This is a genomic window from Arthrobacter sp. KNU-44 (assembly GCF_051843155.1).
GTDB lineage: Bacteria > Actinomycetota > Actinomycetes > Actinomycetales > Micrococcaceae > Arthrobacter.
The window spans coordinates 3633658-3652812 of record NZ_JBPXNG010000002.1 but is presented as its reverse complement, the minus strand read 5'-3'; the positions used below and the strand labels follow the sequence as shown (position 1 = coordinate 3652812).

The window sequence follows — 19155 nt, the reverse complement described above, 5'->3', positions numbered from 1 at the left end:
GCCTGATAAGGCGGCGTCTTACTTTTCCAACCGAAGGCGTAGTCCGGTGGCCCTACTCATAGGCTGTCGCGGAGTGTGGTTGCCCAGATTCTCCGCGAGGACCTATGAATCATTCTACCGGACTTCCAACCATTCCCGCGCGATATCCGGCTCATCGCATTCGAGGGTGTAGCGGGGGTGGGCGCGTCGGTGGCCGGATAGAGGTCGAGGTCTTCCGATGATGGAAGTTCCTACACTGCCCATCCGGAAGACCTCGACGTGTCCCACGCTACCTTCCTGCCTCCTGACCTGACTACGTTCTGCCGGCTCGATGAGCTTGGGCTCGAAGCCGCCGGGCAGTGTCTCGCCCCTGGCCGGGCGGTGTTGGAATGCCGTGCCGTTGATCCGGACGACTGGTGCCATTCGTGTGGGGGCCAGGGCATCGCCCGCGGCACGGTCACACGGCCGCTCGCGCACGAACCGCTGGGATGGCGGCCGACGACGCTGCTGGTGCGGGTCCGCCGCTACAAATGCACCGGGTGCGGGCGGGTGTGGCGGCAGGACATCTCCAAAGCCGCGCAGCCGAGGGCGAAGATCTCCCGCCGCGGACTGCGCTGGGCGCTGGAGGGCATCGTGTGCCAGCACCTCACTGTCGCCCGCGTCGCGGAAGGCCTGGGCGTGTCCTGGCATACGGCGAACAGCGCGATCCTTGCCGAGGGCAAGCGGGTGTTGATCGAGGACCCGGCCCGGTTCAACGGGGTGGCCGTGATCGGCGTCGATGAGCATGTCTGGCGGCACACCCGGCGCGGGGACAAATACGTCACCGTGATCATCGACCTCACCCCGGTCCGTGACAGGACCGGGCCGGCACGGTTGCTGGACATGGTCGAGGGCCGCTCGAAACAGGTCTTCAAGGCCTGGCTCGCCGAGCGGCCCAAGGCTTGGCGGGACGGGATCGAGGTCGTCGCGATGGACGGGTTCACCGGGTTCAAGACCGCAGCCGCCGAGGAGCTCCCGGACGCGGTCGAGGTCATGGATCCGTTTCACGTCGTCCGGCTTGCCGGCGATGCCCTGGACAGGTGCCGCCAGCGCGTGCAGCAGCAGACCATTGGTCACCGCGGACGGTCCGGGGATCCGCTCTACGCAGCCCGCCGGACCCTGCACACCGGGCACGATCTGCTCACCGACAAGCAGAAGGACAGGCTGGAGGCCCTGTTCGCCGCGGACAACCATGCCGAAGTCGAAGCGACCTGGGGCATCTACCAGCGCGTCATCGCCGCCTACCGCGACCCTGACGGCACCCGAGGCAAACAGCTCATGCAAGCACTGATCGGCGCGATCAGCGCCGGCGTTCCCGCTGCGCTGACCGAGGTCATTACGCTGGGCCGCACGCTGAAACGCCGTGCAGGGGACGTGCTCGCGTACTTCGACCGGCCCGGCACCAGCAACGGCCCCACGGAAGCACTCAACGGCCGGCTCGAACACCTCCGCGGCTCCGCCCTCGGCTTCAGGAACCTTGCCAACTACATCGCCCGATCACTCCTCGAAACCGGCGGATTCAGACCGCGATTACACCCTCAAATGCGATGAGCCCGATATCCTCGTATTCCGCATCAATGGCCTCGCGGCGGGTATCGGCCTCGGCCAATCGTTGCCGATAAGCCTGATATTCGGGGGAATCGGGGCTAGGCATAATGATGGTTTGCTCAGCCAATGCCTCAACACGCTCGTCTAGAGCCTGTTCTCTCTTCAAGAGTCCTAGGCGAGCCTCACTTTTCGTAATGTCGGCGTCAATGAGGTTGAGATCCGTCCGGACCTTGAGCGCCCGATCAAATGCGTCAGTCTTGGACATGCGGCCCAGATCCGTAAGGGCATCTTTGAGCGCCTCGCGGCGTGCCTTTTTGGCGGCTAGCTGCTCTTTCTCGCGGGAAATGAGTTGTTCCATGGTTTCCATGATAATTTTCTCCTTTATTGGCCGTACGTTGTCAAGACAGGTAAAACCTGCCGGGTTTCAGTTGAGGATACTTTCCGGGTTTTGTCACTCGCGGTCGCCATTGCCATTCCTCCACGTATACGGCACAGGATCGGTTTGAACGGGAATGCCGAGCGGCCCGCCGAATTCAGCTTCAATCTCCGCTTGAGCGGCAGCGATATCATCCTCAGCCGTCCGGGTGCCAGCAATCCGAACAGGGGCCAGGATCTCTTTCAATTCAGCCATGGATTGGGTGATGATCCGGAAATACGGAGGCGCTAAATGCACGCGCCCGTCAGCGATGACTTTATCTATGGTGCGCGCAGCGGTCATCATTTGGTTATCCAACCGCGCACATTCAGGTGTCCACAATCGGCCAGCATCAGCCAAGGCCTCGACTTGAGCCGCCACAGCGGCCTCAGTGCTGTCCGCAGCCGGGCCGCGCTCAACCGGATCATCAGCCGCAGCCGGAAACGCCGGGAAGGCTCCATGGACAACCGACAGCCCCGGCCCGCCGTTGACCTTCGCACGCTCACGACGGCGCTCGGCGGCGTGATCGTCTTTGCAGACCTCGCACCGGCAACCGTGACGCCGGTAGCCATTCGCACCATGCTTGAAAGCCATTCTTCGTACCTACCTTCGTAGCGTTTGTACTACTGATTGCACCCACGGATTTTCCTGCACCCACGGAGTGGGAATTTTGCGAAAGACTGGCGGTCGTCCGCGTTCTGCCTGTCTAAAAAAACTCGGTCTCCGTCCGGCCCCGTCCGCTTCGCTGGCTGGTCCCCCATGGCGGGGCCGCTCCTGTTGGTGGATCTTCCCGCGTTCATCGGCTGTGCCTTGTGCCGTGCGCGTCTGGCTCTCGCTCTCTGCCTTGCTGCCTTGGTCACTGGCGTGTGCGCGTGTCTGCCGTCGTCGTGCCGCGTGTCGGTGTGTCCCTGGCTCGGCGTGCGGGGCTGTGTGCCCCGTAGAGCGATTGGCATGCGTCGCGCGGGTGTTTGCCCATGTACGGTGCCGCTGGTCTACGGGTGCCCCGGTTCCGGGAATGCCAGCCATGGAATTACGGGCGTGCGATTCATACGGCGCTTCGTGCACGGTGCGCATGCTAGATATCTTCCGCTCGGAGATCCGGGGCTATCTTTTCGAATCTCAATGCTGTTGCTTGGGTCGCCGCTAAAGCTTGCTCGCGGCTTCCGTGCAACAGCACGAGGGCGCTTCCGAATCCTGTTGTCAGTTCGTGCACGAGGGTTGCCGCATACGTGGCCCTGAGTTCGGCGGGCTGTTCTGTAAGCAACCGGCCTATCGCGTGGCGGGTGTCCATGCCGTTGAGATCCTGGGTGAGCAAAGCGAAAGCGTCGCGTTGGATCTGCAACAGGAATGTCTTGGTTTCAGACGGTGTCATTGTCGTTTCCTTCGATGTGCGTTCACGGGTATTCGATGCCTTCCGACTCATAGAATTCCTTCGCTATCCGGCGTCCTTCGGCGTCCTCTTTCGCTCGCTTGGCCGCAGCGGCAGCCGCTGTTATCGTCCCCGGACTGGTTGACACGTATTCGTCAGCGCGGCGCAACCAAGTTCTAAACGCCGCAGCCCAATCCTTGAACCTTGCGTCTTTGGACTTGGCCCAATCTCGGAACTTTGCTAACTCATTGGCTACGTCCAGCTTTGGGAACTGTTCGTGGAGTTCTTTCTGTTCCTCTGTAGTCAAGGAAAAATCAGCCGGGAGTGGAGTGAGTCGATGTGCGCTAGCACGTCGGGGACTCTCTTCTTCTAATTCATCTTCTTCTATGTCATCTTCTTGTTCTCTTAAGCGTCCGCCAGATTTGTCAAAGCCGTCCGCCACATTTGTATGAAGCCGTCCGCCAGATTGGTAAAAGCCGTGCGCCAATATGGCGGATAGCTCAGGGAAGGCGTAGACGTTCCGGGTGACCTTGACGAACTTGTGAGGGTTGCTCAACGATGCCCGCCGATACGTCATTTTTGTGATCGTAATCATTCCTGCGTCCCGCAATTCGGATACGGCCCGCTCCAATGTCCGCTTGGACATGCCAGCGCGTTCGGCCAAGGCCAGCACTCCCGGATATGTGTCTTTGCCGGGACGGTGAAACGACAGGAGCGCGACGTAAGCCCATCTCGCATTAGCTGAAACCTCGGCGGCGAATAGAGCATTGGGCACCTGAGTGAAATCTCGACTAGTCATGACTGCTCCGCGCCCAAATCCAATTCGCGGGACATCGACTCAAGATCTTCTTCGGTGAACCTGCCGTCTTTGTCTGCGTATCTGAGCGCGGTTATGGCCAAGCGCTTTGCTCCCAACGAAAGATCAGTCCTGCTGTTGATCATTCGGGCATACGCGCGTCGCTGCTCGCGATTCATGAACATCACGCCACCCGCTTACGGCATACGGGGCCAAGCTTCGCGTGAAGCGACTCTGACGCCCAAAGCGGGGCACCGCAGCGTCGACAGCGCGCAGTGAGAGTCAGTCCCATGGCAGCGGCGTACTTTTGAAGCTCGGCAACGACGGCGGCAGCGGGCATGCTCGCGGCATGCTGGGCAGGGTCTATATTCTGAACCGAATTGATATACTCGGTCTTGTCGGTTGTTTTTGTTCCTCGTTGATTGGCCCGGTTTAGTCCACCGGGCCTTTCTTTTGAGTTCATGCTGAATCGCCGCCAGCACGTAGCAGACCGCTTATACGGTCGATTTGTCCGGACGTGAGTGGGGGCCAGTTTGCCACTAAGTCACGGACTGAATCCTCAAGCTTTTGATAGCCGAGTTCGCGCTTCAATTCCGTGTGGTCAACGTCCGGGTGGAACCGTGTTTCATTGGCAAGCGTGGCACGAAGGGACCTGCTACGCGGGGATGAAATGCCCATTTTGGACACCTTCCATGAAAGGAAGTACGTCCCCGTTCGTGCCAGTAATTCGCTAGCAGGACTCTTCCATATCCACAATGCTAGCGGCGTCACGCGTTAAGTGTGCGCGGTTGGTGAGCTATTTTGGTGTGCTCGTGATCACAATTTCCTAGATCTTCCAATTGACAACGTACGGCCAATTCCCTTGGGCAAGGACCACAATTAGGACAAGTCCTTGGGCTTTAGATGAATCTGGTCAACGGCGAAACTGCGGCCCTTACCAGCGGGCAGAACGGTTATGTCCATAAGCGTCCGGATAATTTGCCGCTGATTGCCTAGCGGCTGCCCGCTCCACGCGTTCGCGACATCGGCTGCACCAACTACAGCCGCTGCCGGATTCAGGCCCTCAGAAGCGCTTATAGCGGCCTCCACTTCGCTAAGTTCCTTCGTCAGCTTTCCGGCCTGTTCCCGGACAGCGGCGGGCGACATCAGACCATCCGCAAGCATGGACGCCAGCGCGTCGCGCCGGTCCCGCAGATCCGTGGCTTTCTTCCGCAACTCAGCGGTGTTCCCGCCGCGTGCAAACAGCTTCGCCGCATCCGGACGGGACAGGATGCCGACAACAACGCCGTGCACATATTCGTCGATCTCAACCAAGCTCCGCTGCATGCAGTACCCGCCGAAGCATCGGTAAACCATGCGCTTGCCGCCCCCCTTCGCTGGGACCGGAGCCGCGAACATCTTCGCACCGCATTTCCCGCAGACGGCGATACCCGAAAGCAGGTACTTGGAGTTCAGATCATCGGGTGCGGTCCGCCGTCGTGGGTCCGTCAGCATTTCCTCTAGACGGCGCGAGGTCTCTTCATCCAGGATCGCTCCCCAATTTCCCGTCGCCGCCGCTTGCCCGTTGTAGAGACGCTGGCCCGAATAGCGGGGATTGAGGAAAACGCGCCGAACGGAGGTAACGTTCCATGGCAGCCCGCCCTTTGCAGCCTCCCCCGCGTCCTTGTCCTCCCTCTTGGAGTACGTGGTCACCAGTCCAAGGGCGTTCCACGCGGCGGCGACAGATGAGAGAGTCGCCCCCGAAAGCACAGCCTGAGCGCCGCTCCGAATGGCCTCCGCTTCCGCCTCGACAACGAACACGTTCCCGTCCGTCCGGTCATATCCGAACGGGCGGCGAGTCCAGAATGCCTCTCCTTTGTTGGCTCGCTGCTCATTGGCCGACCGCTGGCGTTCGCCCTTGTGCTTGACTTCCATTGCCGCAATCGCCGTAAGAATCTGGGCTACGGCAACGCCTGTAGGGTCGCCCAGATCCAGCGATGTCCCTTGGACGCAAGCGATGTTTACCCGGTGCTTTTGCCCTGCTTCAATGAGCCGGGTTAGGTCTTTCATAGACCGCGTGAGCCTGTCCAAGTGCCAAACAACAATCCGTGTAATGGTTCCGCGCTCCACGTCGGCAATGAGCCGTTCAAAGTCCGGACGCGTCTTGCCGGACGTGGCGCTGATGGAGTTGTCCGCGTACAGCGCGGGACTCTCCCAGCCCTTGGCCTGGGCTATAAGGCGGCAGTCAGCTTCCTGCCGCTGCACTGCCGCCGCGTGGCCGGTCTTATCTTCTGACTGCCTTACGTAAACCGCCGATCCGCTCATGTTTTCAGAGTACTACTAACGATTGACGAGCGGCACCATCATGGCGATTTCCTTGCGACCCGCCGCTTCCATCAGCTCCCGTTTGGCTGAATCGCGGACATCCGCAGCTTGGGCCCGCAAAACATCAGCCAAAGGGGTACCACGTTCGACGGCAACGACAATCCCATCCACGAACCGAATAAGCGGGCCGAGCTCGGTTCGTCCCGAAAACTCGTGCAGGGCGTCAACCAGCGGAGTGCCGGCCCGCGTGGCGGCCACTACCAGGGCAAACTCCTTCGCCAGCTCGCCGCGGGCTGTCCGACACACTCGATCGAGTGCACCGCTAGCGCTCTCCCCCGCACCTACCGCCAGGGCCATCAATTCTGCAAGGCTGGGGAATTCCGCCAGCATCCGCCTGTTCCTTCGTTTGATCCGCACCCCCAGCATGTAGTCGCGGAAAAGAAAGCCACCCAGTGCACAAAGCAGGACCGAGGCAACCGCAAGCCCCGGATTGAACCGTCCCCGGGTGGCACTCACGACCACCACAACAACCGCCGTGGCAAAGCCGGCCGCCGCCCAGAGCAGCTGCTCCGCGCGGAAGTCCAGCGCGGACTTGCCGGAACCGGACTTTGCCAGCCTCTTGTTGAGGGACGTGGTACCGAGGTTGAACTTCGTCAGGTAGCGGAGGGCGTCCCGGATCGCTGGCCGCAGAATGCGCTCCAAGGGGCCGAACGGCGCGATGTCCGGGGTTGTGGACAGCAGGCGCGATTCGAGGTTCTGGGACCTGAGCTGCGGCTCGATGCGCTCCGCGAAGGGAGTGGGCCGCATGAATGGCATGCGAACAAGGATGAGCCACAACCCGGCTCCCAAAAGAAGTCCGCAGAATACGGCCAGGGCAGTCAACGCAGTCAACGCAGTCATCGAAGCACCCTTTCATCTTCAGGAAGGGCGGCAATGCGCAGCATTGCCCAGTAACAGAAGCCCGAGACCAACAATCCGCCTCCAAGAACGCTGACTCCCGCGGCCGAGTTGTATGCGGCGACGGCTTCCGGCCTGCTGGCCAGCAGCATCAGGACGATCCACGGGGCGGCAACGGCCAGGCGCGCCCCATTGATGGTCCATGATTGCCGTGCCTCGAGTTCACGGCGGGTCCTCGCGCTCTCGCGAAGGAATTCGGCGAGAGTTCCCAAAAGGCGACCTAGATCGGATCCGCCCACGTCGCGCGTCAGCCTGAGCGCCTCAATGATCCGGTCGGCAACGGGATCGGCCAAACGCTCCTTTAGCTTGCCCAACGCCACATCGAAATGGCCGCCGGAACGGTAATCCGCAGCAAACTCGCGGAAGAGGGCCCGCAACTCTTCGGGGCCCTTGTCGCCAAGTTGGATAAGCGCCTCGGGCAGCGAAAGTCCTGCGCGGATTGCCGAGCGCAAATGGTCGACTACATCGGGCCAGAGCTCCCGGAGCATGGCGGTCCGCTTGCGCGCCCGCCAGCTGACAACGGCCAAGGGAAGCCACGCGCCGAACAAGCCGAAACACGCTGCAATCGAAAAGGACGCTGTCATGACGTAGATCACCAGTGTGGTGAAAAGACCCAATCCTAGGCACGATGCGATGAATCCCGCGCCGCTCACCTGTTCGATCCCGGCAGTGAGCAACAAAGACTCAAGGCGTTTCGGTTTGGGCTCCTTGGCGGCAAGGGGGTCTTGTTCCCATGCAGACCACCAGACAAGAAAGACACCCAGGCCGCAGAGAACGCCCAGCAGCGGCGCCATCAGAACTGTTCCAGGAGCGCGGCGACGTCAAAACCTGCCCGGGCGAATTTCTCGACGGCGGGCATGGAATTCGAAATGGCTTGGAGCCTGCCGTCCTGCATCGCGAATACCTTGGACGACTCAATGATGCCGTTCTCCACACGTCGCCCCAGCGAAAGGATCTCAGTGACTTGCCGGCGACCGTCCGGCTGGCGGCTGCAATGGACCACGAGGTCGATGCAGGATGCCACGGTCGGTACGACGAACGCACTCGAGATGTTCCCTCCGGCCAGCAGCGGCAGGGTGCAGATCTTGGTCACGGCGTCATGGGCGGAGTTGGCATGGACGGTACACATGCCCGGCAAGCCCGAATTCAACGCAATAAGCATGTCCAGGCTTTCGGCTTCCCGGACTTCGCCCACCACGAGGCGGTCCGGCCGCATGCGAAGAGCCTCTTTGACGAGCCGGCGCAAGGGAATTTCGCCTTGACCCTCAAGGTTTGGCTGGCGGCACTGGAGTCCCACGACGTCTCGCAGCGGGAAGTGGAGTTCAAAGATCTCTTCGACGGTGATGACCCGCTCCCGGGAGCCGATGTTGGCTGCCAGGCAGTTGAGCATTGTGGTCTTTCCTGCCTGGGTGGCTCCCGAGACGAGAATGTTCAGTCCACTGGCCACCGCGGCCCCCAGGAATCGGGCTGACTCGGGCGTCAACGTACCCAGCTCCACTAGATGTTCGAGCCGGGTCGCCTTGACCACGAATTTGCGGATATTCACAGCCCAATGGCGGCGGGTGACGTCGGGAATGACGACGTGGAGCCGAGAGCCGTCGGGCAGGGCCGCGTCCACGAAGGGTGAGGAGAGGTCCAGCCTGCGCCCGGAACTCTTAAGCATCCGCTCAACAAGGTCGCGAACCTGCTGCTCGGTGAGGCTGATCGAGGTAAGTTCGGACTCGCCATTCCGGGCAACGTAAACCTCATTGGGTGCGTTGAGCCAGACCTCTTCGATGGTGGGGTCATCCAAGAGTGGCTGGAGCGGCCCGAAGCCGGCAACGGCGTCGAACACGTACTTGCGGGCAGTGTCCAAGTGCCCCAAAGGAGGCAAGGGGCCCAGGAGCGCCCGCTCATCGTAGTCATTCACGGCGGCCTCGACGAGCCGGTGAACTTCGACGGCTTGGCTCAAAGGATCCAGCCCACGCCGACGAATCAGCTCCCGGACTTCGTCCTCGACGATGCGCAAAGCCTCCATGTTCCCCCCAATGCAGCATGCGCCCAGGCGCTGCGGAAACCTTCAACAGGCTTAAGGCTAGGGGAGGTCGCACTGCAGGGCCAAGTCATTTTTGGGCGGTTGTGGATAACTGTTCACCCACTAGTCACACAGGCATCACATGCAACTCTGTTCACTCCTGCCACCAAATGCTATGGTGTCCCGGTTAGGAGCTGGCTTAATGGTGCACTGCAGAGGCGTTCATTGTTGGAGCTGCAGTCGAAGCTATCACCATGTGCCCTCAGCGGAGCGGCACCCTGCCGGAATTGAATAATGAATCGAACCACGCCTGAAGAGGCCCCCAGAGTGTCCATCGCGCGAGCTGGCGTCGTACTGACCGTTGTGCTCGCGCTGATGCTCTCTGTGGCCGGAGCCGCCCACTCTGAGAATGCTGTAGTGCCTACCGGCCCGGTGCAGGCCCCGGCCGGGGCAACGGCCCCCAAGGCTGCGCCAACACCAAGCGGGATCCCAGCCGTCCCTGCTAGTACAGCGCCATCGGCTGCGCCTAGCCCCGCGCCCTCTCCGGCCATAGATCCTCAGGCGCAGGTCTCCACGCAGGCGATGCCCGGCGGCAATCCCCTTTCTGGCGACCTGATGAAACGCGCCATGCTCCAGGCAATTCCCGCCGGCGGAGCCGAAATGGGCCAACGCTCGCCGCGAGTGCTGGCCAACAAAGTTTCAGTGGCCAGGGCCGCCCCGGCGAAGTCCCAGGCAGTTGCCGGCGCGCTCCCGATGGCACCGGACACCGGACACTGGACACCCTCGTTCGGAGTGGCCGGGCAAGACGTGTCCGCATATCAGGGCAACGTCGACTGGACGTCCCAGTGGAACCAAGGCTCACGGTTCGCCTATGTGAAGGCGTCCGAAGGCAACTACTACCAAAACGAGAACTTCTCTCAGCAATACAACGGCTCGCGCAATGTCGGCATGACCCGCGGGGCTTATCACTTCGCCATTCCCAACTGGTCCTCGGGCGCCGACCAAGCGAGGTACTTCGTTGCGAACGGCGGATCATGGGGCCCGGACGGCTACACGCTTCCGCCTGTCCTGGATATCGAGTACAACCCCTACGAGGGACAGACAATCGGCGGTTTCTATTTCGGCAACGTCTGCTACGGCATGTCGGCGTCGCAAATGGTTAGCTGGATCGCGGACTTCGGAAACACCGTCAAGGCTTTGGTCGGAAGATATCCAGTCATCTATTCGACCACTGACTGGTGGCGCACGTGCACCGGAAATTCGGCAAGTTTCAGCGCCTATCCGCTGTGGATCGCTTCCTATCCCTCGGCTGCAAGCGACTCGCCCGGGACGCTTCCCGCCAGTTGGGGCCAGTTCAGCCTGTGGCAGTACAGCAGCACCGGTCCATTCCAAGGTGATTCCAACATTTGGAATGGTGACTATGCGTCCCTCCAGAGGTTCGCGACGTACGGGGATTCCGATCCAAGTTATTCCTTCGGCGCGGCCTACTCCAGTTACGGCGGCAAGCTCGGCAACCAGACGAGCGGCATCGCTTGTGGTTTGAGCAACGGCGGCTGCTACCAGATGTTCCAGGGCGGAGCCATGAACTGGTCCCCCGGAACAGGCGCCCACACGTCCCTCTACGGCGCCATCCGCAACGCTTGGGCTTCAACCGGCTTCGAAAACGGACCACTCGGATATCCCACCAGCGAACAGATCTGCGGCCAGAAAGACGGCGGCTGCTACCAAATGTTCCAAGGCGGAGCCATGAACTGGTCCCCCGGAACAGGCGCCCACACCTCCCTCTACGGCGCCATCCGCGGCACCTGGGGATCCACCGGCTTCGAAAACGGACCACTCGGATACCCCACCAGCGAACAGATCTGCGGCCAGAAAGACGGCGGCTGCTACCAAATGTTCCAAGGCGGAGCCATCAACTGGTCCCCCGGAACAGGCGCCCACACCTCCCTCTTCGGACCCATCCGCGGCACCTGGGGATCCACCGGCTTCGAAAACGGACCACTCGGATACCCCACCAGCGAACAGATCTGCGGCCAGAAAGACGGCGGCTGCTACCAAATGTTCCAAGGCGGAGCCATCAACTGGTCCCCCGGAACAGGCGCCCACACCTCCCTCTTCGGCCCCATCCGCAACACTTGGGGATCAACCGGCTTCGAAAACGGGCGATTGGGATACCCCACCAGCGAACAGTTCTGCGGCCAAAAAGACGGTGGCTGCTTCCAAATGTTCCAAGGCGGAGCCATCAACTGGTCCCCGGCGACTGGTGGCCAACTGAGCACATGGGGTGCCATCAGGAATTTGTGGGGCTCCCTAGGATACGAGAATGGACGGCTCGGTTATCCGACGTCGTCCGAAATCTGCGGTCAAAAAGACGGTGGCTGCTTCCAAATGTTCCAAGGCGGAGCCATCAACTGGTCTCCTGCCACTGGGGCACACACGAGCCTGTATGGGGGAATCCGTTCTATGTGGGGCTCCCTGGGCTTCGAACGCGGAGCCCTCGGGTATCCGACGTCCGAAGAGACATGTGCCACCAGCGCCTCGTGCTTCCAGGATTTCCAAGGGGGTCGGATTTCCTGGCGCTCAGATACCGGCGCGAGCGTTGCCTATCGCTGAGCGACGGTAGTCTGAGGGGTACCGGGCTTCGTTTCACGGGGCCAGGCTGTTGCGCAGATTACCCTGGAGAATGAATGCCCCCCTCACCCCTTAGCCCGCAAGTCAGCATCGTGGTGCCTCTTTACAATGGCGCGGACCGAATCGAGCGCGCCCTTGACAGTGTGCGGGCACAGACGCATGCCGACTGGGAGCTGTTCGTCGTTGACGATTGCTCAAGCGACGCGGGCCCGGAGATCGTCCGAGACTACATCTCCCGCACGGCGGACCACCGGATCACTCTGGTCGTCCAGGCGGAAAACCGTGGACCCAGCGCCGTCCGGAATGACGGCGTCCGGATGGCCTGCGGACAATTCATCATGTTTCTTGATTGCGATGACGAACTGCTTCCGGGTGCGCTGACCCACCTCCTCGGACTAGCCGCCGGGGGGCCAGTCAACATTGTGGGAGGGGCTCACATTGCTCGCACAGACAGCGGCCGGCTCTCTCCCCGTCCTGACTCCCAAACCGGGTCGATGACGGGGGTGGAAGCTGTCCAAGGACTCTTGCAGGAACGGATCTGGAACTACACGCACGGTAAGATCTACAGCCGCCAGTTGCTTCAATCGGTCAGCTTCAGGGAAGACATCCGCCGCTACGAGGACATCATTTTCAATGCCTGCGCCTTCTCCTATAGCAAGCAGGTGGTTCTCAGCCCCGAACCGGTGCACGTCTATTCCATCAATGGACAGTCAACAACGTGGACTCAGCGGCTGACGGCCGATTTTGTACATGACACCGAGGCATACATTCGCGAGGGCCTGAATCCCGATGTTGCCCCGCAAGTCAGTGGAAAATCTTGGAGGACTATGAGGGCAACCCTGGCGGTCGTTGTCTTGTCCAATGCGATAGCCGGTGATGCGGAACCCGCCGTTCTGCGCGAGCTGCGAAGAGTCCTGCGCCGCAATGTCAAAATGACGGACCTGCCCGATGTAGTCCGAACGGCCCCCCTGATCGGTATTTCAGCCCTGGTGGCCCGCGTGGCGCCTCGGACTTACGCATGGCTATATCGGCGCTACGTCGCCCGTACCTATGAGCTGGGAGCCTAGGATGGCTGCACCTGTCTACGTGGCTAGCAGCAGCTTGACTCCCCCGGGCCACCATCGGTTCCTCTATTTGTTGGCGGCCGTCGCACAGGCTGCCGGCCCTTTGCTTACCCAACCCTTCGTTCAACGAATTCTGAGTCCGGAGCAGTGGGGCCGGGTGTCGTTCGCGATATCTCTGATATCCGTAGGCCTCATCGTGATTCTTGCGGGATTACCGCTCATTATCACCCGGACCTATTTTGAGGCCGGGATCGGGCCAAAGCACGCGCGCTCCCTCGCGGGATTCGGCATCCTGCAGAGCGCTGGACTCGGTGTACTAGCCGTCGGATGTGCAGGCGCAGTCGCCCTTGTCTCGGGGCAGTTCACGGATCAACTGTCTGTCCTGCTCGCGCTGCTATCCGTCGGACTGTTGGGGTGCATCCAGATGTGCCTCGCCGTTCTCCGGGCAGAACATCGCGCCTCGCTTTTCGTCGGAATTACGATCGGGGCGCAGACCCTCGGCCACCTCGCAGGGCTTGGTGCCGTCACATTTTTTTCTCAGACGGCGGCCGGCTATCTCGGGGCATTTTCCATCGTTGTGCTGATCACGGCCCTTTGGAGCGCGGTTGCGGTCCGACCAGGTGCTCCTTTCCAGTTCCCCCGTGTGATCAAAAGCGCGCTCAAGACCTCGATGCCGGTCCTGCCGCACAGTATCGCCCTGGTGCTCATGCTGCAGGGCGAATCGTTCCTTCTTACGACCATGCATGGACCGGCCCTCTACGGAAAATACGGCGCCGTCCTTCCGATGGCACTCGGGCCGCTTGCCGTTGTTCTGGCTCTGTCAAATGTGTGGGACACGCAGGTTCTTTCACAACATGGCAAGGACCCGCATGGAATCGTCAAAAGAACGCAACGAGAAGGTGCCGTGGTGGGTGTGGCATTGGCCCTCGCCGGCAGCTCCGCGGCCGTCTTTGCGACGAACATCCTGGTCAAGTCACCAACCGTCGAACAGTTTCAGTTGGCCAGGCTTCTGCCGTCGATTGCCATGGGTTATGTGGTTTTCCTCATGTCCACAACCCAGATGGTGGCGGTTGGCAAGACGAGGCTACTCGCCGTGATCACGCCTCTCACCGCTGGAGTCGCCCTTCTGGCCATGTCTTGGCCTGCGTCCTCCGAGTCCTTGTTCCTTGTCGGCCTGGTCAAAGTTTCCTGCTTCGCCGCCCTTGGTGCTATCTATCTGCTGGTAGCCCGGCGATATGGGAAAGGGCTGGTCCATGCTCGCCCCCTGCTCATTGGGCTTGCGGCGACTGCGGGCATTACGGCGATCATGCTTTTACTGCCCACTGACTTCGTGACGGGCCTTGTGACATTTGGCCTAGCGGCGCTTCTTATGGCCGGGGCGGCGGCTTTCCTGTTCCTCAAGCGTCGTCAATCCGCCCTTGGCGCGGAGGAGAAGCAACAGTCCGACGTTACGTAGGACGCCGATTCGCTTAAACAGTTGCGCCCGGCCGGATTAACCGGCCGGGCGCAACTCTGTTTCCGCGAACAGGCCCGTAGCGCTGTACTGGCTACTAAGGACGCACGGAATGAGCCAAGAGCTTCTTCAGCCCGGGCCACATCCGCTTCTGAACAACCTTGGGAGTCAATACCAGGGCATTCAAGCGGGACGTGACGTGCAGACGGGCCGCACGGGCAGCTTTTGTCCACCCAAGCGCCGCGAAGTCACGGGCACACTCATCAAAAAATGCGCGTTCCTCGACGAAACGGCGACCATCCAGCGCACGCACGGACGAGTCCGATTCGCGATGGCGACGGTACTGGAAACAAACGGTGTCAGTGACGAGCATCTTGCCGCCGTCCATGATGATATCCATCGCAAGCGCGATGTCCTGGACCACGTTGTACTGCTCGCGGAAGTCGTGCTTGAGGATTGCCTTCGCCCGCCAAGCCACAGAGGGGAAATAGAGCCAGTCACCTGTGATCAAGCTTTCGGCAATCGGTTCGCCCGACAAAATGGCCAGCTCAGAGCCACCGACCACCATGCGGCGCAGGCGATCCTTGACCTTGTCACCGAGTGGAAGGTAGACGGTCCCGTTTTCGTCGATGACCTCGACGCCGGGCTGGACAATTGACACTTCCGGATTATCAAACGCCTTGCGGATGGTTCCGATGTAGTTAGGAAGCATAATGTCGTCGGCGCCCATGACCACGACGACGTCGTGCTCTACGAGCGAGAGGCACTTCTTGTAGTTGCCGTTCGCTCCGAGATTCGTGTCATTGCGGTAGTACCGCACCCGGTCGTCGCTATCGATAAGTCCCTGGAAGTACGCGGGAAGAGATTCGTCGGGATATCCGTCATCCACGATGGTGAGGCGGAAATCCCGGTCCTCTTGCGCCAGAATGGACGAAACGGCGGCTTTCATCATGGCCACATCGCCGTAGTACGGGAACATCACGTCAATGGTCAAGGTCTACCTCTTCGGGGTTTTGAGGCCTTTGGCCTGATAGTCGTTCACATTTTCAGTTTGTTCAAAGGGCACGTTCTCTTGCCGCGAAGACTCAAGCCGCTCTACTGCGTTGCGCAGTATCGCCAGCTCTTCCGCCAACGTGCGTGTTTCATCCTCGAGGATGGTCAATTCGCGCGAGACGTGCAGGCCCACACCCACCAGCAACACGATGGACAAGGCAAAAAGCAGGTTGGCAGGAACCCGGACGCCGGCTAGTCCGGCGGCCCAATCAAGCAGGCTCGGAAAGAACCCGAGGACGATCGTAAGTCCACCGACGACGAGCCAGAGGATGGCATACTTCTCGCGAAGCTTTCCCGCCCGCAGCATGATGAGCACGGCAAGGACCATGCCAATCGAGATGACAATCGAAAACGCCACGCTCATGTGGCCGTTCCTCTCTGCGCCGATCCCTCAGCGGCTTCCTGGAGGACTTCCGGTGCAGGGAATTCCTGGCTCAGTTTGGTCCGAGGCCTGGCCAGCGCGAAGCACAGCACAAGGCCCGACCTAGCTAGGTAGATGGTTGCCTTCCAAGGGCTGTGGCTCGGCGTTCCGGCTTGGCGGACCTTCATTTCCACTGGAACCTGGGTCACCTTGCAGCCGGACTTTATAGCTACGACCAGTGAGTCGATCGTGTCGCCGAGATACTCTGCCGGAAAATGTTCCATGTATTGGTGAAGGGCACGCAGATTGGCGGCACGGAATCCGCTGGTGACATCAGTCAGCGTGGTTTTAGCCACTCCGGAGATTACTTTGGCCAAGGCGTTCATCGCCCATCGACGCGGCCCCTTGGCACTGTAGTTGCCGCGTCCAGCGAACCGGGCACCGATCGAAATATCGGCATGCTCAAGGCCCGCCAGCACTCTGTCGATATCGTGCGGGTCGTGCTGTCCGTCGGCGTCAACCTGAATGGCGCGCGTGTATCCGTGGCGCAGCGCATAGTTGAAGCCGGCCCGCATCGCGCCGCCAACCCCCAGATTAAAGGGCAGAATGACGACGGCGGCCCCGGCCTCTGCCGCGATGCGTGCAGTTTCGTCCTTGGATCCATCGTCGACTACGAGGATGTCGTGATGGGGTACCGCCTCACGCACCTGCCGAATAGTCGCACCAATTGCTTCAGCTTCATTCCAGGAAGGCATGATAATCAGCGCGTCTGAGTGCGTTGTAGTTGCCATGATGGTCAAGTATACCTATTCCACATGGTCGGCACCTTCATCCTCCCGGCTTCTGACAGGCGCACAATCCCCGCGGGCGATGTTCCCGGCAGCCAGCGGTCGCCAAAGGGAGAAGGTTTCGGGCTACAGGAGTACCTCCTCACCGAACCGGCCTGCCGCTTCCAGGATCCATGGATCTTGCCCGCGAGGACTTGCGTGCAGGCCGCTGCTGGACGCGCGTCCATTCCCCACCCTGCATAATTGTTTGGTTGGCTATACCCGATAAGGAGCTTTGATCGATGACTTGGTGGCAGACCATTCCGATTTTCGCCATGGCAGCATTGATCTACGTTCTTCCCGGGTTGTTGGTACTCGGGGCTGCAGGAATCCGGCGCCTGAACCTGGCGGCGCTTGCCGCGCCGGTATCCACGACGATCGCGTCGTGCACCGCCGTCGTCGCACCTTTCCTGCACCTTCCCTACACGCCGGCCGTCTACTTCACGGTTAGCGTGGTTCTCGCCCTCCTGGTTCTCGCCGCCCGGTATTGGTGGACCCGGCGGGGCAAAACCTGGGGGAATCTAGCCAACAATGGGCCCCTGAACGCCCACGACCTTGGCCGCTGGACCGCAATCCTCGCGGTGCCACTGGGCGTTGCGTTCGGGGCAGTTGTGATTGCAGGTCGGTTCATCACCGGCTTTGGAAGTCCCGAAAACTTCTCCCAGACCTTTGACAACGTCTATCACCTCAACGCCGTCCACCACATCGTTCAGACGCAAAACGGTTCGTCCCTCACCCTCGGCAACCTCACGGAAGCCTCACGTTACTTTTACCCCGCCGGCATGCATGACATGATGGCGCTCCTCCAGATGCTGACCGGCGCTTCTGTCCCCGCCAGTGTCAACGTCGGGACGATCGTCATCGGGGCCTTGGTTTGGCCGCTCGGCTGCATGTTCCTTGTGTCGCGGATCGTGGGTTACCGGCCTGTGCCGTTGATCGCCACGGGAGTCCTGGCCGCAGGATTCAGCGCCTTCCCCTACCTGCTGGTTGGATTCGGCGTGCTGTATCCCAACAACGCAGCGATCGCACTGCTACCGGCGGTATTCGGGTTGGTGATCGAGTTGTTTGGTCTCTCGAGGATGCCGGCAACTTCAATCTGGCCTCCGCTGCTGGCTTTGTGCGCTACGTTCCCAGGCATGGTTCTGACCCATCCGAGTGCGATGGTCGCCCTTATTGGATTCACCGCTCCAGTAGTGCTTGGACGTCTTGTGAAACTCTTCCTTGAATGGCGGGAAGGCGCCGGATCCAGACGCGCGGTGATCGTCTGGGCTCTTCTGAGCGTCGCATACTTTGGAGCAGCCGTCGTGACATGGATGATTCTGCGGCCGGGCCTTGGTGCAGCGCCCTGGACCCCCTTCCAGTCCAACTCCCGGGCACTTGGCGAAATCCTGAGTAGCGCGCCCATGGGCACCACGGCGGCCTGGATACTCGCCATATTGACCGTCATAGGCTTGTATGTCATCGCACGCAACCTCCGCCGGACATGGTGGGTCCTGGGTGTGTATCTGGTGGCTGCTGTCCTCTACATGGTGGTCTCCAGCTGGCCGCCCGGCACCTTCAGGACACTGCTCACAGGTGTGTGGTACAACGACAGCTTCCGCTTGGCCGCATTGCTCCCGGTGGCGAGCTTTCCGATTATTGTCTTTGGTGCGGAATGGCTGCTGTGGCGCTTCAGGGCCCTCCTGGAACTTTTCTCGAAACGCCGGATCCGCAAGGAACCATCCGTTGACGGGGCAATGGCCGACGCCGGTCGCGGCCGGGTCCAACTTGGCCGCCGCTATGTTGCAGTGATTTGGGTCGCCCTTGGAGTGCTGGGAGTTGCCTCCCAAGGCGGAACGTTGGCGCCTGTCCAGCAACGGCTTGGCGACGCCTTCCGGGTGTCGGCCACCTCTGATCTCGTGGATAGCGACAAATTGGCGTTGTTGAAGCAAGTCGATGCCATAGTCCCCAAGGATGGAGTCGTCGTCGGCAACCCCCTCACCGGCGCCTCGTTGGTTTACGCTTTGGCCGATCGACAGCCGCTCGCACCACACATTTTCGGCGAACGGACCGAGAAAGAGCAGCTGTTGCTGGATCATTGGGACGAGGCCGCCTTCAATAAGGACGTCTGCCCCGTCATCAAAGAACTCAACGCTTACTGGGCACTCGATTTCGGCACCAAGACGGTAATTCCTACCGAGGATCCGTTCCCCGGTCTTGCTGACCTGACGAGCGGATCGGCACCGGATATCCAGGTGCTCGCGACATCTGGAAAGGTACGCCTGGTGCGTACAACAGCCTGCGACAAGTGACCGGGCCATCGGCTTCGTAACACGCCAGACGACCGCTCATTGACCCAACCTTGG

General features: G+C 60.8%; 18 protein-coding genes. 6 read left to right on the top strand and 12 right to left on the bottom strand.

The genetic code is table 11. The features are described from left to right. Positions 1–258 precede the first annotated feature (258 nt). On the top strand, positions 259–1569 hold the full coding sequence (locus ACSVHC_RS18105; protein WP_439180925.1) for an ISL3 family transposase: 1311 nt from the start codon (positions 259–261) through the stop codon (positions 1567–1569). On the opposite strand, the gene ACSVHC_RS18100 is transcribed toward ACSVHC_RS18105, so the two are convergent. Beyond that, on the bottom strand, positions 1538–1933 hold the full coding sequence (locus ACSVHC_RS18100) for a hypothetical protein (protein ID WP_439181182.1): 396 nt from the start codon (positions 1931–1933) through the stop codon (positions 1538–1540). The two genes, ACSVHC_RS18105 and ACSVHC_RS18100, sit on opposite strands and share 32 nt — an antisense overlap. Before the next feature lie 84 nt (positions 1934–2017). Next, positions 2018–2287: a hypothetical protein gene (locus ACSVHC_RS18095; protein WP_439181181.1), complete on the bottom strand. Its 270-nt coding sequence runs from the start codon at positions 2285–2287 to the stop codon at positions 2018–2020. Positions 2288–2350: 63 nt separating this feature from the next. Between ACSVHC_RS18095 and ACSVHC_RS18090 the strand changes: the two genes are divergently transcribed. Next, on the top strand, positions 2351–2596 hold the full coding sequence (locus tag ACSVHC_RS18090; protein ID WP_439181180.1) for a hypothetical protein: 246 nt from the start codon (positions 2351–2353) through the stop codon (positions 2594–2596). A gap of 460 nt (positions 2597–3056) precedes the next feature. Here ACSVHC_RS18090 and ACSVHC_RS18085 read toward each other — a convergent pair whose 3' ends face one another. The 7 genes from ACSVHC_RS18085 to ACSVHC_RS18055 all read right to left on the bottom strand — a co-directional run bounded on the left by ACSVHC_RS18085 (position 3057) and on the right by ACSVHC_RS18055 (position 9424). Continuing rightward, on the bottom strand, positions 3057–3353 hold the full coding sequence (locus tag ACSVHC_RS18085; RefSeq protein ID WP_439181179.1) for a hypothetical protein: 297 nt from the start codon (positions 3351–3353) through the stop codon (positions 3057–3059). Between the two features lie 22 nt (positions 3354–3375). Then, positions 3376–4149, bottom strand: a complete 774-nt coding sequence (locus tag ACSVHC_RS18080) for a hypothetical protein (RefSeq protein ID WP_439181178.1) — start codon at positions 4147–4149, stop codon at positions 3376–3378. 181 nt (positions 4150–4330) lie between these two features. After that, positions 4331–4438, bottom strand: a complete 108-nt coding sequence (locus ACSVHC_RS18075) for a DUF6011 domain-containing protein (RefSeq protein ID WP_439181401.1) — start codon at positions 4436–4438, stop codon at positions 4331–4333. Positions 4439–5025: 587 nt separating this feature from the next. Further along, entirely contained in the window at positions 5026–6450 is a 1425-nt protein-coding gene (locus tag ACSVHC_RS18070; RefSeq protein WP_439181177.1) for a recombinase family protein, read from the bottom strand. Positions 6451–6465: 15 nt separating this feature from the next. Beyond that, entirely contained in the window at positions 6466–7341 is an 876-nt protein-coding gene (locus tag ACSVHC_RS18065; protein WP_439181400.1) for a type II secretion system F family protein, read from the bottom strand. A 5-nt stretch (positions 7342–7346) separates the two neighbouring features. Beyond that, positions 7347–8201 carry a type II secretion system F family protein gene (locus ACSVHC_RS18060; RefSeq protein WP_439181176.1) on the bottom strand — a complete coding sequence of 285 codons (855 nt, stop codon included), beginning with the start codon at positions 8199–8201 and terminating at the stop codon, positions 7347–7349. Continuing rightward, a complete protein-coding gene (locus tag ACSVHC_RS18055) occupies positions 8201–9424 on the bottom strand; it encodes a CpaF family protein (protein WP_437770817.1) in 1224 nt (407 codons plus the stop codon). Before ACSVHC_RS18055 ends, ACSVHC_RS18060 begins: the two co-directional genes overlap by 1 nt. Positions 9425–9748: 324 nt before the next feature. Between ACSVHC_RS18055 and ACSVHC_RS18050 the strand changes: the two genes are divergently transcribed. From ACSVHC_RS18050 to ACSVHC_RS18040, 3 genes are all read left to right on the top strand, one after another. Next, positions 9749–12034, top strand: a complete 2286-nt coding sequence (locus ACSVHC_RS18050) for a GH25 family lysozyme (RefSeq protein WP_439181175.1) — start codon at positions 9749–9751, stop codon at positions 12032–12034. Positions 12035–12108: 74 nt separating this feature from the next. Continuing rightward, positions 12109–13119 (top strand): glycosyltransferase family 2 protein, encoded by a 1011-nt coding sequence (locus ACSVHC_RS18045; RefSeq protein ID WP_439181174.1) that lies wholly within the window; start codon positions 12109–12111, stop codon positions 13117–13119. Between the two features lies 1 nt (position 13120). Then, complete coding sequence (locus tag ACSVHC_RS18040) at positions 13121–14572, top strand: oligosaccharide flippase family protein (RefSeq protein WP_437770820.1); 1452 nt, start codon at positions 13121–13123, stop codon at positions 14570–14572. 94 nt (positions 14573–14666) lie between these two features. On the opposite strand, the gene ACSVHC_RS18035 is transcribed toward ACSVHC_RS18040, so the two are convergent. Genes ACSVHC_RS18035 through ACSVHC_RS18025 form a run of 3 tightly spaced genes read right to left on the bottom strand, consistent with a single transcriptional unit; the run spans position 14667 to position 16774 of the window. Next, the gene (locus ACSVHC_RS18035; protein WP_439181173.1) at positions 14667–15563 is read right to left on the bottom strand and encodes a glycosyltransferase family 2 protein; all 897 of its coding nucleotides are present in this window, start codon (positions 15561–15563) and stop codon (positions 14667–14669) included. Positions 15564–15566: 3 nt separating this feature from the next. Continuing rightward, complete coding sequence (locus tag ACSVHC_RS18030) at positions 15567–15986, bottom strand: DUF2304 domain-containing protein (RefSeq protein ID WP_345453005.1); 420 nt, start codon at positions 15984–15986, stop codon at positions 15567–15569. Continuing rightward, positions 15983–16774: a glycosyltransferase family 2 protein gene (locus ACSVHC_RS18025; protein WP_345453097.1), complete on the bottom strand. Its 792-nt coding sequence runs from the start codon at positions 16772–16774 to the stop codon at positions 15983–15985. Before ACSVHC_RS18025 ends, ACSVHC_RS18030 begins: the two co-directional genes overlap by 4 nt. Before the next feature lie 278 nt (positions 16775–17052). On the opposite strand from ACSVHC_RS18025, the gene ACSVHC_RS18020 reads away from it, so the two are divergent. Beyond that, complete coding sequence (locus tag ACSVHC_RS18020; RefSeq protein WP_437770822.1) at positions 17053–19101, top strand: DUF6541 family protein; 2049 nt, start codon at positions 17053–17055, stop codon at positions 19099–19101. The last annotated feature ends 54 nt before the right edge of the window (positions 19102–19155 follow it).

Coding starts and splice junctions, on each gene's coding strand:
- ACSVHC_RS18080 (WP_439181178.1), bottom strand. CDS start 4,149: ATGACTAGTCGAGATTTCACTCAGGTGCCCAATGCTCTATTCGCCGCC.
- ACSVHC_RS18020 (WP_437770822.1), top strand. CDS start 17,053: ATGACTTGGTGGCAGACCATTCCGATTTTCGCCATGGCAGCATTGATC.
- ACSVHC_RS18045 (WP_439181174.1), top strand. CDS start 12,109: ATGCCCCCCTCACCCCTTAGCCCGCAAGTCAGCATCGTGGTGCCTCTT.
- ACSVHC_RS18075 (WP_439181401.1), bottom strand. CDS start 4,438: ATGGGACTGACTCTCACTGCGCGCTGTCGACGCTGCGGTGCCCCGCTT.
- ACSVHC_RS18030 (WP_345453005.1), bottom strand. CDS start 15,986: ATGAGCGTGGCGTTTTCGATTGTCATCTCGATTGGCATGGTCCTTGCC.
- ACSVHC_RS18040 (WP_437770820.1), top strand. CDS start 13,121: ATGGCTGCACCTGTCTACGTGGCTAGCAGCAGCTTGACTCCCCCGGGC.
- ACSVHC_RS18100 (WP_439181182.1), bottom strand. CDS start 1,933: ATGGAAACCATGGAACAACTCATTTCCCGCGAGAAAGAGCAGCTAGCC.
- ACSVHC_RS18055 (WP_437770817.1), bottom strand. CDS start 9,424: ATGGAGGCTTTGCGCATCGTCGAGGACGAAGTCCGGGAGCTGATTCGT.
- ACSVHC_RS18085 (WP_439181179.1), bottom strand. CDS start 3,353: ATGACACCGTCTGAAACCAAGACATTCCTGTTGCAGATCCAACGCGAC.
- ACSVHC_RS18060 (WP_439181176.1), bottom strand. CDS start 8,201: ATGGCGCCGCTGCTGGGCGTTCTCTGCGGCCTGGGTGTCTTTCTTGTC.
- ACSVHC_RS18025 (WP_345453097.1), bottom strand. CDS start 16,774: ATGGCAACTACAACGCACTCAGACGCGCTGATTATCATGCCTTCCTGG.
- ACSVHC_RS18095 (WP_439181181.1), bottom strand. CDS start 2,287: ATGATGACCGCTGCGCGCACCATAGATAAAGTCATCGCTGACGGGCGC.
- ACSVHC_RS18070 (WP_439181177.1), bottom strand. CDS start 6,450: ATGAGCGGATCGGCGGTTTACGTAAGGCAGTCAGAAGATAAGACCGGC.